Source organism: Streptomyces sp. NPDC050164, assembly GCF_044459945.1.
Taxonomy (GTDB): Bacteria; Actinomycetota; Actinomycetes; order Streptomycetales; family Streptomycetaceae; genus Streptomyces; species Streptomyces coeruleorubidus_A.
In genome coordinates this window covers 16,315-32,017 of record NZ_JBITJK010000027.1, presented here as the reverse complement: position 1 = coordinate 32,017, position 15,703 = coordinate 16,315, and the positions used below count along the sequence as shown (strand labels likewise).

Annotated in this window: 14 protein-coding genes and 1 pseudogene; 4 read left to right on the top strand and 11 right to left on the bottom strand. The window is 71.6% G+C overall.

From position 1 onward, the window contains the following. Nucleotides 1–5: 5 nt before the first annotated feature. Nucleotides 6–512, bottom strand: coding sequence for a DUF6668 family protein (locus tag ACIBNA_RS29570; RefSeq protein ID WP_399168232.1), 507 nt, complete (start codon nt 510–512; stop codon nt 6–8). Nucleotides 513–670: 158 nt separating this feature from the next. On the opposite strand from ACIBNA_RS29570, the gene ACIBNA_RS29565 reads away from it, so the two are divergent. Beyond that, entirely contained in the window at nt 671–2,095 is a 1,425-nt protein-coding gene (locus tag ACIBNA_RS29565; protein WP_399168231.1) for a tetratricopeptide repeat protein, read from the top strand. Nucleotides 2,096–2,101: 6 nt separating this feature from the next. Here the strand turns inward: ACIBNA_RS29565 and ACIBNA_RS29560 are convergent, their stop codons facing one another. Both ACIBNA_RS29560 and ACIBNA_RS29555 read right to left on the bottom strand, forming a co-directional pair. Next, nucleotides 2,102–3,049 (bottom strand): M28 family metallopeptidase, encoded by a 948-nt coding sequence (locus tag ACIBNA_RS29560; RefSeq protein ID WP_399168230.1) that lies wholly within the window; start codon nt 3,047–3,049, stop codon nt 2,102–2,104. Nucleotides 3,050–3,154: 105 nt separating this feature from the next. Continuing rightward, nucleotides 3,155–3,622 (bottom strand): VOC family protein, encoded by a 468-nt coding sequence (locus ACIBNA_RS29555; RefSeq protein WP_399168229.1) that lies wholly within the window; start codon nt 3,620–3,622, stop codon nt 3,155–3,157. A gap of 21 nt (nt 3,623–3,643) precedes the next feature. Between ACIBNA_RS29555 and ACIBNA_RS29550 the strand changes: the two genes are divergently transcribed. Beyond that, complete coding sequence (locus tag ACIBNA_RS29550) at nt 3,644–4,255, top strand: CGNR zinc finger domain-containing protein (RefSeq protein WP_399168228.1); 612 nt, start codon at nt 3,644–3,646, stop codon at nt 4,253–4,255. Here the strand turns inward: ACIBNA_RS29550 and ACIBNA_RS29545 are convergent. Then, nucleotides 4,242–4,682, bottom strand: a complete 441-nt coding sequence (locus ACIBNA_RS29545; protein WP_399168227.1) for a winged helix-turn-helix transcriptional regulator — start codon at nt 4,680–4,682, stop codon at nt 4,242–4,244. The two genes, ACIBNA_RS29550 and ACIBNA_RS29545, sit on opposite strands and share 14 nt — an antisense overlap. A 91-nt stretch (nt 4,683–4,773) precedes the next feature. Here ACIBNA_RS29545 and ACIBNA_RS29540 point away from each other — a divergent pair, with 91 nt between their 5' ends. Then, a complete protein-coding gene (locus ACIBNA_RS29540; RefSeq protein WP_399168226.1) occupies nt 4,774–6,237 on the top strand; it encodes an MFS transporter in 1,464 nt (487 codons plus the stop codon). Here the strand turns inward: ACIBNA_RS29540 and rarD are convergent. Together rarD and ACIBNA_RS29530 are read right to left on the bottom strand one after the other, a co-directional pair. Beyond that, nucleotides 6,222–6,959 (bottom strand): annotated as a pseudogene (rarD, locus tag ACIBNA_RS29535) (EamA family transporter RarD); the annotation flags it as partial. The gene ACIBNA_RS29540 and the pseudogene rarD sit on opposite strands and share 16 nt — an antisense overlap. A 198-nt stretch (nt 6,960–7,157) precedes the next feature. Next, entirely contained in the window at nt 7,158–8,012 is an 855-nt protein-coding gene (locus ACIBNA_RS29530; protein ID WP_399168225.1) for an SDR family oxidoreductase, read from the bottom strand. A 91-nt stretch (nt 8,013–8,103) separates the two neighbouring features. Between ACIBNA_RS29530 and ACIBNA_RS29525 the strand changes: the two genes are divergently transcribed. Next, complete coding sequence (locus ACIBNA_RS29525) at nt 8,104–8,484, top strand: helix-turn-helix domain-containing protein (protein ID WP_274818358.1); 381 nt, start codon at nt 8,104–8,106, stop codon at nt 8,482–8,484. Between the two features lie 37 nt (nt 8,485–8,521). Here ACIBNA_RS29525 and ACIBNA_RS29520 read toward each other — a convergent pair whose 3' ends face one another. From ACIBNA_RS29520 to ACIBNA_RS29500, 5 genes are all read right to left on the bottom strand, one after another. Continuing rightward, nucleotides 8,522–9,601 carry a 2-oxoacid:ferredoxin oxidoreductase subunit beta gene (locus ACIBNA_RS29520; RefSeq protein ID WP_399168224.1) on the bottom strand — a complete coding sequence of 360 codons (1,080 nt, stop codon included), beginning with the start codon at nt 9,599–9,601 and terminating at the stop codon, nt 8,522–8,524. Further along, nucleotides 9,594–11,522, bottom strand: coding sequence for a 2-oxoacid:acceptor oxidoreductase subunit alpha (locus tag ACIBNA_RS29515; protein WP_399168222.1), 1,929 nt, complete (start codon nt 11,520–11,522; stop codon nt 9,594–9,596). Before ACIBNA_RS29515 ends, ACIBNA_RS29520 begins: the two co-directional genes overlap by 8 nt. 157 nt (nt 11,523–11,679) lie before the next feature. Beyond that, complete coding sequence (locus ACIBNA_RS29510) at nt 11,680–12,351, bottom strand: LuxR C-terminal-related transcriptional regulator (protein ID WP_399168221.1); 672 nt, start codon at nt 12,349–12,351, stop codon at nt 11,680–11,682. A 280-nt stretch (nt 12,352–12,631) separates the two neighbouring features. After that, nucleotides 12,632–13,993 carry a sensor histidine kinase gene (locus tag ACIBNA_RS29505; RefSeq protein ID WP_399168220.1) on the bottom strand — a complete coding sequence of 454 codons (1,362 nt, stop codon included), beginning with the start codon at nt 13,991–13,993 and terminating at the stop codon, nt 12,632–12,634. A 432-nt stretch (nt 13,994–14,425) separates the two neighbouring features. Next, on the bottom strand, nt 14,426–15,646 hold the full coding sequence (locus ACIBNA_RS29500) for a sensor histidine kinase (protein WP_399168219.1): 1,221 nt from the start codon (nt 15,644–15,646) through the stop codon (nt 14,426–14,428). Nucleotides 15,647–15,703: the final 57 nt, after the last annotated feature.

Here is a 15,703-nt window from a genome sequence, read left to right as displayed (position 1 = left end):
CGCCGTCAGCGCGCCGCTCCCGTCAGCCGGACCAGGGCCGATGTCTCGCGCGGCGGATGCCCCAGCTCGCCCAGCCGCCAGGCCGGCACCCACGGCACGCGGTACACGTCGATGACCGACTCCAGGGACCTGACCCGCTGGGCCAGCGGACGCGGCAGCCGGCCAGGAGCGTCCGCCACGAGGACGACGGCGTCGAGGTCGAGGCCGGGCGGCGCCTGACCGCGCCGGAAGATCTCCACCGCCCCGGCGATCGTGTCCAGCCCGGCCGCGTGCGTCCGCGCGACCAGCAGCACGGACGGCGGGTCGCCCGGCCCGGGCCAGGCGCGGCCGCTGTCATGGCCGCCGTAGACCGCGGCGAGGGTGGAGACCCCCGCGCCGCCGTGTGTGCCGACCCAGGAGAAACGCCGCGTGGCGGCATGGGTGTGAGCGGGCCCTGGCGGCCCCGGCTCCTGCGTGGTCGTCACCGGGCCGCGGATCCAGATCTCCGGTCCCTGCCGCATGCCTGTCTGCATGCCCCTCTCCTCCCTCGTACTCTCGATCCTCATGCCAACCGGAACGATCCATGCCGGGTCCCGGAACCCTTGGGACGAGCCTGTGACACCGCGGTGACGTGAGAAACGGATGCGAGCGGACACACTCGACAGTAGGTACGACGCCGATTGAGGGGACGATGTCTCGACTCAGCCGCGAGAAGAAGCGGGAACAGAAGCAGGCCGCACGCGCGGCGACCCCGGCGGCGCCGATCGACGTCCGTGTCCCCGGGGCCGGAACGGACCCGGCGGGAGCGGGGTCGGGAGCAGGCGCGGGGGGTGTCTGTGACGGTGCGTCGGTCGGCGGTGTCCCCGTCTTCGCGGCCCCCGGCGAGGAGATCCAGCAGGCCGTTCTGAACCGCCTCCACCACATCGCCCTCGCCACCGGCCATCCCGTCCTCGCCACGGTCCACGACGAGCGCATCGGCTACGTCGTGCCGCTCCAGGTCGACCCGGACGGCTCCAGCCGCTTCACCGCCGAGCCGGTCCGCACGGCCCCGCCAAAGGACGCCGTCGCCACGGAAACTCCTGCGGCCGGCGCGGTGACGGAGTCGCCCGTTCCGCCGCCCGGACCGACGCCGCCCGCGCCGGAGCGGCAGCACCCGCGCGGCGACAGGGCCACGCACGTCCTGCGCCCCGTACCGGAGCCGGGCCGTGGCACGCCACCGACGTTCCCGCTGCGGGCGGTGCCCGAACCGCAGCCGGACGATCAGCTCCCACCGACGTTCGAGCCGCGACCCGTACCGGAGTCGCTGCAGACCGAACCGGAAGACGCACCACCGGCCTGGCCCACGCCCCCCGACACGCCCCAGCCGCCCGGCACATCCACGCCTTCGGGCACCTCCACGCCCCCGGGCCCGGTCACCCCTCCCGGCACCGTCACACCCCCCACCGGCGAGTTCGGGCCGCCCCCGCTCATGGACGCCAGGCCGCTCCCCCTCCCCGGAACCGGCCCGGTACCCCACCGCAGGCGGGAGCCCGAGCCGATGTCCGAAGCGGAGCTGCTCGCGGCCGAAGCCGACGCCAAGCCGACTCCCGCCCGGGGCTTCGACGCCGTCGCGGAGGCCGTGCTCGGCGACGAGCCCCTCGGCGCCCCGGGCGATCCCGCCGCCCCCGCCCTCCTCGCGGAGCCGATCGCGCGGATCAACGAGGCCGTCAAGGAAGGCCGGATCGACACGGCGGCCGGGCTGGCGGACCGGACCGTCGCGGAGGCGTCCGGGACGCTCGGGCCGGAGCACCCCGAGGTGCTCCGGCTGGGCGAACTCACCGCGTACATCGCCTACTTGGCGGGTGACCCGGTCCGGGCCTTCCGGCTGTCCCTCGACCTGGCCGGTGCCCGCCGCCGCACGGGCGACGCGGAGGCCGCCTACGGCAACGTGCAGAGCGCGGCCACCGCCTGGCGCGCGGTGCGCGACCCCGTGGTGGGACTGGAGCTGGGCCGGGACCTGATCGGCCTGTGGACCGAACTCGCCGCCGAGGACGGCCCCGCAGCCGAGGAGATCGAGCAACTGGAGTCGGCCCGCGCCCGCATGGGCCGCCTGACCGAACGCGCCCGCAACCAGTAGGCGCCGTTACCGCGACAGCTCCCACACCGCGTACGCGACGGCGTCGCTGTTGCGGTCGAGGGCGGTGTCGTCGATGTTGGCGGTGGTGTCGCAGGAGGAGTGGTAGCAGCGGTCGAAGGCCCGCCCGGCCGTGCCGCCCCACTTGTCCGCCTGCGCCGCCGTCTTCGTCCGGCTCGCCCCGGTGTACAGGCCGCCCACCGGCACACCCGCGCTCTTGAAGGGCGCGTGGTCGGAGCGGCCGTCGCCCTCGGTCTCGATCTCGGTCGGGACGCCGAGGCCGGCGAAGTACTCCTTGAAGGTCTTCTCGATCGCCGGGTCGTCGTCGTAGACGAAGTAGCCGGGGTTCGGGGAGCCGATCATGTCGAAGTTCAGGTAGGCGCTGATCCTCGAACGGTCCCCGGTGGCCAGCCGGTTGACGTAGTGGCGGGAGCCGACCAGGCCGACTTCCTCCGCACCCCACCAGGCGAACCGCAGGTGCCTGGTGGGCTTGTACTGCGCCCGTGACACGGCGAGGGCGGTCTCCAGGACGGCGGCCGAGCCGGAGCCGTTGTCGTTGATGCCGGGCCCGGAGGAGACGCTGTCGAGGTGCGAGCCGGCCATCACGACCTGGTTGGCGTCGCCGCCGGGCCAGTCGGCGATCAGGTTGTAGCCGGTGCGGCCGGAGGCGGTGAACTGCTGGACCGTGGTGGTGTACCCGGCCGCGTCCAGCTTGGCCTTGATGTGGTCGAGCGAGGCCTTGTAGCCGGGGCGGCCGTGCGCGCGGTTGCCGCCGTTGGCGGTGGCAATGGACTGGAGCTGGGACAGGTGGGCCTTGACGCCCGCCAGGGGTAGGTCGGGCGCGGCGGCCGGTCTCGGGGGAGCGGACGCGGCGTCCGCCACGGCACCGCCGGTCAGGAGCATGGCGGTCGCCACGGCACCGGCCGCCACGGCACGCGCGGAAACGGAGAGCTTCATGTGGGGGCTCCGGATTCACAGGTGAATGGGGTGCCTGGATGGTGAAGCCCCGGCTGAATTACCGTCAAGAGCGCTAAGCGGCCAGATAGTTGGGTTGTCGCCGCACTAGTGCACGCAGAACTCGTTTCCCTCCGGATCCTCCATCACGACCCATGCCGTGCCCTGGTCCGCCACCCGCCGCAGCACGCTCGCCCCGAGCCCCTCCAGGCGTACGACCTCGTCCTCGCGCGTCCCTTGATCGGGGTGCAAGTCCAGGTGGAGCCGGTTCTTGACCGTCTTCGGCTCCGGTACGCGCTGGAACAGCAGCCGCCGTCCCAGTCCGGTCCCGCTCTCCTTGTCGTACGGGTCGTCGGGATGCCGTACGGCGACCACGTCCCGGAAGGCGTGCCGACCGTGGAACTCGACGGTGAGCTCGGCCGGTACGGCGCCGGAGCCCAGGAGTCTCTCGATGAGCGCGTTGTTGTCCTCGACCTCGTAGCGCAGCGCGGCGGCCCAGAAGTCGGCCTGTGCGTGCGGGTCGTTCGCGTCGATGACGATCTTCCAGTGGAGGGGGTGCGGAGCGTTGTCTGCCATGTAACCACTTATACTGGTTACGTGAATGAGCGCGCAACGGAAACGCCGGGACTGACGCTGACTTCGTACGAGGGAAGAACCTTCCGCTTCGACCCCGGCGCCCTGTGCCTGGAACTGCTGACGACGGGCGGCCCCGGGGAGTTCGCGCGGTACGAGGTGCTGCACGAGCCCGCCGACCTGGTCGCCTGGACCGCACGCAGCCGCCTCCCGGACGGCCTGGACATCACCGTCACCGAGGACGAGCTGGAGCGCGTCCGCGCCCTGCGCGACGCCGTGTTCCAGCTCGCCGCCGACCGCGCCCACGGCCGCCCGCTGCGAGCCGACCACCTGGGCGTCGTCAACGCCGCCGCGGCCGGGCCCCCGCTCGCCGCCCGCATCGAGCCGGACGGCACCCGCGCCTGGGCCCCGGGCGCCACCGGAGCCCACCTGCTCTCCACGATCGCCCGGGACGCGATCGACCTGTTCACCGGCCCCTACGCACACCGCGTCCGCGAGTGCGGCGCGCACGACTGCTACCTGCTCTTCGTCGACACCTCTCGCCCGGGCCGCCGCCGCTGGTGCGCGATGGAGCACTGCGGCAACCGGGAGAAGGCCCGGGCACACCGGGCCCGGGCCCTCCCTAGGAAGCCGTAGCCCGCGCCTCGCGGGCGTCGTACGCGCTGCGGGCCGCCGCGATCTCCTCCTGGTGCCGTTCCGTCCAGGTCACCAGGGACTGGATGGTGGTGTGCAGCGTCCTGCCGAGGGAGGTCAGTTCGTACTCGACCCGCGGCGGCACCACCGGGTGCACCGTCCGCTTCACCAGGCCGTCGCGCTCCAGCGACCGCAGGGTCACCGTCAGCATCCGCTGGCTGACCCCGTCGATCTCCCGGCGCAGCTCGGTGAAGCGCAGCCGCCGGTTCTCCAGCAGCGCGATGACGAGCAGCGACCACTTGTCGGCGATCCGGTCGAGGATCTGCCGGACCTGGCAGTCCTCGCGGGTGTCCCACTGGAAGGGATCCGCGTCGCCGTGGTCCACGGTGCTCTCGCAGTTACTCGGTGACTTCGAAGTGCCTTCTTCCATATCTGTCGATGCTGCCGCAGGGTGGTCGTGGTTACAAGAGGGAACCGACCCTCATTTGCGTAACCGAACTTGACCAGAGGAGTGTTGACCGATGGGCACGCGTGCCTGGGCGTTGCTGCTCGTCCTGTGCGGGACGATCTTCCTTGAGGGCGCCGACGTCGCGATGATGGCGGTGGCGATCCCGGCCATCCGCTCCGATCTGGGCCTTGCCACCGGCACGGCGGCCTGGGTGCTGAGCGCCTACGTGCTCGGATACGCCGGCTTCACCCTCCTCGGCGGCCGGGCCGCCGACCTGCTCGGCCGGCGGCGGATGTTCCTGCTCTGGCTGACCGTCTTCCTCGCCTTCTCCGGACTCGGCGGCCTCGCGACGGACGACTGGATGCTGATCGTCGCCCGGTTCGTCACCGGCGTCGCCGCCGCGTTCATGACCCCGGCCGCGCTCTCCCTGATCACCACGTCCTACGAGGAGGGGCCGAAGCGCAACAAGGCCGTGCTGGTCTTCGCCGGGACCGGCGCGGCCGGCTTCTCCCTCGGCCTGGTCATCGGCGGCCTGCTCACCGAGCTCGGCTGGCGCTGGGTGTTTTTCGCGCCTGTGCTGCTGACCGCCGCCCTGCTCGTCGCGGCGGTGCGCCTGGTGCCCCGGCAGGACGCCCCACCCGCGCGGGGACGCACCTTCGACCTGCCCGGCGCGATTACCGCCGCCGGCGCCATGCTGCTGGCCGCCTACACCGTCGTACGCCTGGAACACGGCCTGCACGATTGGCCGCTCACCCTGGTCTCGGGGCTCGCGGCCCTGCTCCTGGCCGGTGCCTTCGTCGCGTTCGAGCGTCGCTGCCCGGACCCGCTCGTCCGCCTCGGGATCCTGCGGCAGGGCCCGGTCGTGCGCGCCGACCTGGGTGCGCTGCTCTTCCTCGGCGCCTTCTTCGGCTTCCAGTTCGTCGTCACGCTCTACCTGCAGGAACTGCGTGGCTGGTCGTCCCTCCAGACCGCCGTCGCCCTGATCGTCATGGGTGTCGACGCGGTCCTCGCGCCGACGCTCACCCCGCGACTGGTCGCCCGCTTCGGCAACGCCCGGGTGATCCTCGGCGGATTCCTCCTGGCGGTGCCCGCCTACGCCCTGTTCCTGCCGGTGGGCATGGACTGGTCCTACGCGATGATGTTCCCGACGCTGCTGCTGTCCGGCCTCGCGTTCGCCCTGGCCTACGGGCCGTTGACGATCGCCGCGACGGACGGGGTCGCCGAGTCGGAGCAGGGCCTGGCCGGCGGGCTGCTGACCACCGCCACGCAGTTCGGCTCCGCCATCGGCATCGCGGCGGTGACCGCGGTCTACGGCCTGGCGTCCACCGGGTCCGGCCCCGAGGCCACGCTGTCGGCGTTCCGGGCGGCGCTGATCGTGCCGGTGGCGTTGGTGGCGCTGGGCGCGCTGATCTCGCTGGTGAGTGCGCGGGAGGCCCGGCGGGCGGTGCGCAGGGCGTCCCAGGTGAGCAGTGTCAGTGCCAGCCACACCAGCGCGAACCCGGCCCAGCGCTCCGGCGGCATCGCCTCGTGGAAGTAGAAGACGCCGAGCACGAACTGGAAGACCGGCGTCAGGTACTGCAACAGACCGATCGTGGACAGGGGCACACGGATGGCCGCCGCGCCGAAGCAGACCAGGGGCAGGGCGGTGACGATCCCGGCCGAGGCGAGCAGCGCCGCGTGCCCCGCGCCCTCGGTGGTGAAGGTGGAGTCGCCCCGTGCGGTCAGCCACACCAGGAAGCCGAGCGCGGGCAGGAACTGGATCACGGTCTCGGCGGCCAGCGACTCCACGCCGCCGAGGTTCAGCTTCTTCTTCACCAGCCCGTACGTGGCGAAGGAGAAGGCGAGGCCGAGGGAGATCCACGGGGGCCGGCCGTAGCCGACGGTCAGCACGACGACCGCCGCGGCGCCGGTCCCGACCGCCAGCCACTGCACCGGCCGCAGCCGCTCCTTCAGCAGCAGTACACCGATCGCGATGGTGACCAGCGGGTTGATGAAGTACCCGAGTGAGGCCTCGACGACGTGGCCGGAGTTCACGGACCAGATGTACAGGCCCCAGTTGAGGGTGATGAAGGTCGCGGCGACCGTGACGAGGCCCAGCCTGCGCGGCTGCCGCAGCAGCTCGCCGGCCCAGGCCCAGCGGCGCAGCACGAGCAGGGCGGCGCCCACGAAGACCAGCGACCACACCATCCGGTGGGCCAGGATCTCCCCCGCACCGGCGGGCTTCAGCAGGGGCCAGAACAGCGGGACGAGTCCCCACATCCCGTAGGCCGCGAAGCCGTTCAGCACTCCTATGTGCCGCTCACCCCTCGGCTTGCCGCTCACGGGCTCCTCCTCCGCCTCCGTACGTGGTGTTCCGCGCACGACGGTAACGCCGAGCGCCCTCGGCTGTCATGCCCGTATCGGCATACGGTCATGACAGCCGGGGGTGGGGCGGCTCAAGGGCCCGCCGGGGGGAGTTCAGCCCTTGAGCGCCGCGGCGATGGCCTCGGAGAACGGAGTGGTCGGGCGGCCGGTCAGCCGGGACAGATCGCCGGTGGAGACGACCAGCTCGCCCTTCTCGATGGAGGCGTCCACGCCCGCCAGCGTCTGCGCCAGCGGCTCGGGCAGGCCGGCGCCGGTCAGGATCCCGGTGAGCACCTCGGTCGAGACCGGGTTGTAGGTGATCTCCCTGCCGGTCTGGCGGCTCAGCTCGGCCGCGTACTCGGCGAAGCTCCACGGGGTGTCGCCGCCCAGCTCGTACGTCTTGTTCTCGTGCCCCTCGCCGGTCAGCACGGCGACGGCGGCAGCGGCGTAGTCGGCGCGGGCGGCGGAGGAGACCTTGCCCTCGCCGGCGGCGGCCACGACCGCGTTGTGCTCCAGCACCGGGGCGAGGTTCTCGGTGTAGTTCTCGTGGTACCAGCCGTTGCGCAGCAGCGTGTAGGGCACGCCGGAGTCCAGCAGCAGCTCCTCGGTGCCGCGGTGGTCGTCGGCGAGCGCGGCGGTCAGCGTGCCCGGGGCGCTGGTGTAGGCGAGCAGGGCCACACCGGCCGCCTTGACGGCGTCGATGACGACCTTGTGCTGCTGTACACGGCCCTTGTCGAACTCGTTGCCGGAGATCAGCAGCACCTTGTCACCGGCGGAGAACAGGCCGTCGAAGGAGGCGGGCGCGCTGTAGTCGGCCAGCGCGATCCGTACCCCGCGGTCCGCGAAGTCGGCGGCCTTCTCGGCGTTGCGCACGACCGCGGTGATCTGCTCGGCGGGGACCTTCTCCAGCAGCTGCTCCACGACGTGACGGCCGAGGTTTCCGGTGGCTCCGGTGACGACGATGCTCATGGTGATGGCTCTCCTTGTGGGGTGCGATGGCACTAACCCTACGAGAGGCGCCAACTTCTGGAAAGTGCCCACTTTGAAGTAAGGTACTGGCATGGCAGTAAGTGATGGTGAGGCCCTGTGCCCGTACCGGCTGGTGCTGGAGCACGTCACCAGCCGCTGGGGCGTGCTCGTGCTGATCGAGCTTCTGGACCGGCCGTACCGGTTCAGCGAGCTGCGCCGGGCGATCAGCGACTACGGGGGCCGGGGCGTCAGCGAGAAGATGCTCACGCAGACGCTCCAGACCCTGGAGCGCGACGGCCTCGTCCACCGCGACGCCAAGCCGGTGATCCCGCCCCGCGTCGACTACTCCCTCACCGACCTGGGCCGCGAGGCCGCCGAGCAGGTGCGGGCCCTCTCGCAGTGGACGCACCGGCGCATGGACGACGTGGAGAAGGCCCGCCGGGCGTACGACGAGACCCGGGCCGCCTCCTAGCAGTCCCGGGCCTCGATGCCGTACGGCGTGGTCGTGCTCAGCCGACGACCGTCCAGGTGTCGCCGCCCGCCAGCAGCGCGGCCAGGTCGCCCTTGCCGTGCTGCTCGATCGCGTTGTCCAGCTGGTCGGCCATCTGCGTGTCGTAGACGGGCCGGTCGACGGAGCGCAGCACACCGATCGGCGTGTGGTGCAGGGTGTCCGGGTCGGCGAGGCGGGACAGCGCGAACGCCGTGGTCGGGGACTCGGCGTGCGCGTCGTGGACGAGCACCTGGTCCTCGTTGTCCGGCGTCACCGCGACCACCTTCAGATCACCGGTCACCTGGTCCCGTACGACACCCTTGGCCAGGTCGCTGCCGAAGCGGATCGGCTTGCCGTGCTCCAGCCGGATCACGGCGTCCTCGGCCTGCTGCTTGTCCTTGAGGGCGTCGAAGGCGCCGTCGTTGAAGATGTTGCAGTTCTGGTAGATCTCGATCAGGGCCGTGCCCTGGTGGGCGGAGGCCTGCCGCAGCACCTCCGTCAGGTGCTTGCGGTCGGAGTCGACCGTCCGCGCCACGAACGACGCCTCCGCGCCGATCGCCAGCGACACCGGGTTGAAGGGCGCGTCCAGCGAGCCCATCGGCGTCGACTTGGTGATCTTGCCGACCTCGGAGGTCGGCGAGTACTGGCCCTTGGTCAGACCGTAGATCCGGTTGTTGAACAGCAGGATCTTGAGGTTGACGTTGCGCCGCAGCGCGTGGATCAGGTGGTTGCCGCCGATGGACAGCGCGTCGCCGTCACCCGTGACGACCCACACCGACAGATCGCGGCGGGAGCTGGCCAGACCGGTGGCGATGGCCGGGGCGCGGCCGTGGATGGAGTGCATCCCGTACGTGTTCATGTAGTACGGGAAGCGGGAGGAGCAGCCGATGCCCGAGACGAAGACGATGTTCTCCTTCGCCAGCCCCAGCTCGGGCATGAAGCCCTGCACCGCGGCGAGGATGGCGTAGTCGCCGCAGCCGGGGCACCAGCGCACTTCCTGATCGGACTTGAAGTCCTTCATCGACTGCCTGCCCTCGGCCTTGGGGACGAGGGAAAGCGCCTCGATGGTGCCCGTGCCTTGTGTGGACGTCTCAGCCATCGATGGCCTCCTTCAGCGCCGCGGCGAGCTGCTCCGCCTTGAACGGCATGCCGTTGACCTGGTTGTACGAGTGGGCGTCCACCAGGTACTTCGCCCGGATGAGCGTGGCGAGCTGCCCGAGGTTCATCTCGGGGATCACCACCTTGTCGTAGCGCTCCAGTACGGAGCCCAGATTCCGCGGGAAGGGGTTGAGGTGGCGCAGATGCGCCTGCGCGATCGACTCCCCGGCCCGGCGCAGCCGCCGCACCGCGGCCGTGATCGGCCCGTACGTCGAGCCCCACCCGAGGACGAGGGTCCTGGCTCCGTGCGGATCGTCCACGTCGAGGTCCGGGACCTCGATGCCGTCCACCTTCGCCTGCCGGGTGCGCACCATGAAGTCGTGGTTGGCCGGGGCGTAGGAGATGTTGCCCGTGCCGTCCTCCTTCTCGATGCCGCCGATCCGGTGCTCCAGACCCGGCGTGCCCGGGATCGCCCAGGAGCGGGCCAGGGTCTGCGGGTCGCGCTTGTACGGCCAGAACACCTCGGTGCCGTCGTCGAGCGTGTGGTTCGGGCCCTGCGCGAACTGCACCCGCAGGTCCGGCAGCTCCTCCAGGTCCGGGATGCGCCACGGCTCGGAGCCGTTGGCCAGGTAACCGTCGGACAGCAGGAACACCGGCGTGCGGTACGTCAGCGCGATCCGGGCGGCCTCCAGCGCGGCGTCGAAGCAGTCCGCCGGCGTACGCGGCGCGACCACCGGGACCGGAGCCTCGCCGTTGCGCCCGTACATCGCCTGCAGCAGGTCCGCCTGCTCGGTCTTGGTGGGCAGACCGGTCGACGGACCACCGCGCTGGATGTCCACGATCAGCAGCGGCAGCTCCAGCGAGACGGCGAGACCGATCGTCTCCGACTTCAGCGCCACACCCGGGCCGCTCGTCGTGGTCACGGCCAGCGAACCGCCGAAGGCCGCGCCCAGCGCCGCCCCGATACCGGCGATCTCATCCTCGGCCTGGAAGGTCCGCACCCCGAAGTTCTTGTGCTTGCTCAGCTCGTGCAGGATGTCCGACGCCGGAGTGATCGGGTACGACCCCAGGTACAGCGGCAGATCCGCCTGCCGGCTCGCGGCGACCAGCCCGTACGACAGGGCGAGGTTGCCGGAGATGTTGCGGTAGACACCCGGCGGGAACGCCGTGGCCGCCGGGGCGACCTCGTAGGAGACGGCGAAGTCCTCGGTGGTCTCGCCGAAGTTCCAGCCCGCCCGGAAGGCGGCGATGTTGGCCGCCGCGATGTCGGGCTTCTTCGCGAACTTCGATTTGAGGAATCTTTCCGTGCCCTCGGTGGGCCGGTGGTACATCCAGCTCAGCAGGCCCAGCGCGAACATGTTCTTGCTGCGCTCGGCCTCCTTGCGGGTGAGGTCGAACTCCTTCAGCGCCTCCACGGTGAGCGTGGTCAGCGGCACGGGGTGGACCTGGTAGCCGTCCAGCGACCCGTCCTCCAGCGGACTGGTCTCGTAGCCGACCTTCTGCATCGCCCGCTTGGTGAACTCGTCCGTGTTGACGATCACCTCGGCGCCGCGCGGCAGGTCGCCGATGTTCGCCTTCAGCGCGGCCGGGTTCATCGCCACCAGCACGTTCGGCGCGTCGCCGGGCGTGAGGATGTCGTGATCGGCGAAGTGCAACTGGAAGGACGACACGCCCGGCAGGGTCCCGGCGGGCGCCCTGATCTCGGCCGGGAAGTTCGGCAGCGTCGACAGGTCGTTGCCGAACGACGCGGTCTCCGAGGTGAAACGGTCACCGGTGAGCTGCATACCGTCACCCGAGTCCCCCGCGAACCTGATGATCACCCGGTCGAGGCGGCGAACGTCCTTCGCGCCCGCCGCTTTGCGCTGCTCTCCTAGGACTGCTTCGTCGGCCTGCTCCGCTGGGCTACTGACCTGGCTGGTCACTGAACTGGACCTCCTTCGAGGCGGCTGTCCGGGAAGGCCTTCCCGCAGGCATTCCCAGGATCAACACTACGACCGCAAGGGTCGCCTTCTGCGGGTCATTCGCATGTTGGACACGACTTTGAGACGATCGGGCACTCTGACTCGCATGTCAGGACTTTCACGAATTGAGGTACGTCAGCACGGCCAGCACCCGGCGGTGGTCCCCCTCGCTCTGGGAGAGGCCCAGCTTCAGGAAGATGTTGCTGACGTGCTTCTCGACCGCCCCGTCGCTGACCACGAGCTGCCGGGCGATCGCCGAGTTCGTCCGCCCCTCGGCCATCAGCCCCAGCACCTCCCGCTCCCGCGGGGTCAGCCCCGCGAGCACGTCCTGCTTACGGCTGCGGCCCAGCAACTGCGCGACGACCTCCGGGTCGAGCGCCGTACCGCCCTCGGCCACCCGCACCACCGCGTCCACGAACTCCCGCACCTCGGCAACCCGGTCCTTCAGCAGATAGCCGACACCCCGGCTGGACCCCGCGAGCAGCTCCGTGGCGTAGCGCTCCTCCACGTACTGCGACAGGACCAGCACGCCGAGCCCCGGGTGCGCCTTGCGTAACTGCACCGCCGCCCGCACCCCCTCGTCGGTGTGCGTCGGCGGCATCCGTACGTCGGCGACCACGACGTCCGGCACATCGCCCTGCGCGTCCAGCTCCGTGATGGTCTTGATCAGCGCCTCGCCGTCACCGACCCCGGCGACGACCTCGTGCCCACGGTCGGTCAGCAGCCGGGTCAGGCCCTCCCTCAGCAGCACTGAATCCTCGGCGATGACCACCCGCACCCTGTCCTCCACGATGTTCGGCCCCCCGCAGCCCGACGCCGCCCGTCCGCAGCCCACAACGGCTCCGCGCCCACCCGTGCGACGGGTCCAGCATTTCAGGATCGGGCGCTGGATGGGGGTTGGACCGGCTTGTTGTCCGACCGATCTGGCCGATTCGGGTGGTGGGGAAGGCTGGTGGATGATCGGGAAGGCTTGCGGGTGGGGGCGAAGGCCGGGCTCCAGGGGGCGGAGACCCAGGCCGGGCACAGCCCTCAGGGGGAGGGGCGTCGCCCCCCGGCCCCTCGACCGAAGGTCACCTCACGTGCGCGCCCCGCCACGGCAGCTCCGCGGTCACCCGGGTCGGCCCGCCCGCCGGCGAGTCCACCACCAGGATCCCGTCCACCGCGTCGAGCCGTTCCGCCAGCCCCGCCAGCCCGGATCCCTGGGACGTGTCGGCCCCGCCCACGCCGTTGTCCACGACCTGGAGCATCAGCCGGTTCTCCGTCCGCCACACCTCCACGCCGGCCCAGGTCGCCCGCGCGTGCTTGCTGACGTTCTGGAGCAGCTCCGACACGGTGAAGTACGCGATCCCCTCGATCGCCGGCGCCGGCCGCTCCGCCAGGTCGACCTCGACCTGCACCGGCACCGTGCACCGCGACGCCACCGCCGACAGCGCCGCGTCCAGCCCGCGGTCCGTCAGCACCGCCGGGTGGATCCCCCGGGCCAGGTCCCGCAGCTCCTGGAGCGCCGTCTTCACCTCACCGTGCGCCTCGTCCACCATCCGCACGGCCGTCTCCGGATCCTCCTGGAGCTTCTCCTTCGCCAGCCCCAGATCCATGGCCAGCGCCACCAGCCGCGCCTGCGCCCCGTCGTGCAGATCCCGCTCGATGCGCCGCAGGTCGGCCGCCGCCGTGTCGACCACGACCCCCCGGTCCGACTCCAGCTCCACCACCCGCGAGGCCAGCCGCGACGGCCCGAGCAGTCCGTGCACCAGCAGCCGGTCCACCATCGTCAGCGCCCGCACGATCCACGGCGTGGCGATCGTCAGCAGCAGGCCCACCAGCGCGGTCACCGTGATCTCGAAGGGGTTGTCGAGGTAGACCCGGTGTGTCTCGTCGCCGTACAGCTGGATCCCGTCCTGGCCGGCGTACATCGGGAACACCCAGAACCACAGTGGGTACGTCAGCAGCGCCCAGCCCAGCACCCAGACGTTCACGGCGAAGACGAACGAGAACACCGCCCATGGCAGATGCAGCACCGCGTACAGCAGGGCCCGCCACGAGGCGCCGCTCTTGAGGACGGCCCCCATCCACGCCATGGCGCCCGGCTTCTTCATCCGCAGCGGCTCCGGGTCGGCCACCTCCATGCCCAGCAGCGCCCGCGCCCGCAGCCGCTCCAGCGCCCCGAAGCCACGGCACCCGGCGAGCGCCGCCGCAAGCACCGGTATGCCGAGGAACGTCACCAGCAGTCCCGCCCCCAGCGACACCATCGTGACCGCGTAGGTGAACAGCAGGATGCTGATCGGCAGGCTGAGCAGCACATATCCGAGCTCGCGCCAGGTGCGGCCCTCGACCGGCGCCCGCAGCGCGGCGGGCAGCCGGTGCCGCCGCTCGGTGCTCCCGGGGAACCCGGGCCTGCCGTCGAGCCCGTACCCCTGTCCGTACTCCGTGGCCATCGGCGTCGTCCTTCTCCTCGTCCTGCGGCTGTGGTCCCGTACCTCCACCCTGCTCCGCCGCAGGTCGGCGGACCATGGAGTCCGTCGGCGTCTTGGACGGGGGGTTTTCCCTACCTCGCGCGTGTGGGCTTGGCTTCGCGCTCCGGCCTTGGCTTCGGGCGTGTGGCCTTGGCCCGGCGTGTGCGGCCGCGGTCCCGTGCTGTTGCCGGGGCTCCGCGTCCGCGGCCTTGGCCTCGCGCCCCGGCTTCGGCCCAGCGTGTGCGGGCACGGCCCCGCGCTGTTGCCAGGGGGGCCCGCGCCTCGGGCTTCGCCCCCGCCTCGGGGCTTCGCCCCCCGCCCCGGCCTTCGCCTCGCGCTTGCGGCCACGGTCCGGCCTCCTCCGGCCACCGGCCCCGCCGCCTGGTGGCGATAGCACCTGGTCGGTGGCAGGACCTAGCGGTTGTCCGCGCCGGAGGCGTCCGTGCGGTCGCGCCAGGGGAGTTCCGCCGTGACCGTCGTCGGGCCGCCCTCGGGGGACTCCAGGACGAACAGCCCGTCGACGGCGTCCAGGCGCTCGGCCAGGCCCTTCATCCCCGTACCGCCGTCGAGACTCGCGCCCCCGCGGCCGTCGTCCCACACCTGGATGAGCAGCCGGTCGTTCCTCCGCCACACATCCACCGACGCCGACCTCGCCGCGCTGTGCTTGCTGACGTTCTGGAGCAGCTCCGAGACGGTGAAGTAGGCGATGCCCTCGATGGCCGCGGCCGGCCGCGCCGGCAGGTCGACCGTCACCTTGACCGGGACCGTGCAGCGCGAGGAGACCGCGGACAGGGCCGCGTCCAGACCACGGTCGGTCAGCACCGCCGGGTGGATGCCGCGGGCCAGGTCGCGCAGCTCCTGGAGCGCCAGCTTCACCTCGCCGTGCGCCTCCTCGACCATCGCCGCCGCCGCGTCCGGGTCCTCCAGGACCTTCTCCTTCGCCAGGCCCAGCCCCATGGCCAGGTTGACCAGCCGGGCCTGCGCCCCGTCGTGCAGGTCCCGCTCGATGCGCCGCAGGTCGGCGGCGGCCGTGTCGACCACGACCCCCCGGTCCGACTCCAGCTCGGCGATGCGCCGCTCCAGCTCGTCGGAGGGCGACAGCAGCGCGCGCACCATGGCCCGGTCGGCGTTGGCCAGGCCCCGCGCGATGAACGGCAGCACCGGCCACAGCACGAACAACGAGGTCAGCGTGATGGCGAAGGTGAGGACGCCCCACGGCAGCCGTATGAACTCGTACAGCACCGTGCGCCAGCCCACCGGGTCCTTCAGCAACATCCACAGCTGCGGGAGGAAACCGCTCGAGCCCCGCAGCGGCAGCCGGCTCGGTTCGTCCACCCGCACCCCGAGCAGCGCCCTGGCCCTCGCCCGCTCCATCCGGCCCAGCAGCCGCGCGCCCATGAGCCCGGCCGCGAGCAGCGGGAACCCGATCACCGTGATCGTCAGCCCGAGGCCGGTGAACAGCACCGTCACGACGTAGGTGAATCCGAGCAGCGCGACGGGGAGGTTCGCCAGGAGGTGCGCGATCTCCTTCCAGGTGTGCCGGTCGTAGGCGAGACGGGGCGGTGGCGGGCGGTCGTCCTGGCTGGCCGCCGACGTGGCCGTGCTCGTGCCGGAGGACGGGATGCGTTCGGTCATATGCGTTAGCGTGCCCGGCGGCGGGCAGCCGCACCATGAGGCAGACCGCCAGCATCA

Coding starts and splice junctions, on each gene's coding strand:
- ACIBNA_RS29530 (WP_399168225.1), bottom strand. CDS start 8,012: ATGAGCATCGTCGTCACCGGAGCCACCGGAAACCTCGGCCGTCACGTC.
- ACIBNA_RS29560 (WP_399168230.1), bottom strand. CDS start 3,049: ATGAAGCTCTCCGTTTCCGCGCGTGCCGTGGCGGCCGGTGCCGTGGCG.
- ACIBNA_RS29520 (WP_399168224.1), bottom strand. CDS start 9,601: ATGGCTGAGACGTCCACACAAGGCACGGGCACCATCGAGGCGCTTTCC.
- ACIBNA_RS29540 (WP_399168226.1), top strand. CDS start 4,774: ATGGGCACGCGTGCCTGGGCGTTGCTGCTCGTCCTGTGCGGGACGATC.
- ACIBNA_RS29565 (WP_399168231.1), top strand. CDS start 671: ATGTCTCGACTCAGCCGCGAGAAGAAGCGGGAACAGAAGCAGGCCGCA.
- ACIBNA_RS29525 (WP_274818358.1), top strand. CDS start 8,104: ATGGCAGTAAGTGATGGTGAGGCCCTGTGCCCGTACCGGCTGGTGCTG.
- ACIBNA_RS29500 (WP_399168219.1), bottom strand. CDS start 15,646: ATGACCGAACGCATCCCGTCCTCCGGCACGAGCACGGCCACGTCGGCG.
- ACIBNA_RS29570 (WP_399168232.1), bottom strand. CDS start 512: ATGCAGACAGGCATGCGGCAGGGACCGGAGATCTGGATCCGCGGCCCG.
- ACIBNA_RS29505 (WP_399168220.1), bottom strand. CDS start 13,993: ATGGCCACGGAGTACGGACAGGGGTACGGGCTCGACGGCAGGCCCGGG.
- ACIBNA_RS29545 (WP_399168227.1), bottom strand. CDS start 4,682: ATGGAAGAAGGCACTTCGAAGTCACCGAGTAACTGCGAGAGCACCGTG.
- ACIBNA_RS29555 (WP_399168229.1), bottom strand. CDS start 3,622: ATGGCAGACAACGCTCCGCACCCCCTCCACTGGAAGATCGTCATCGAC.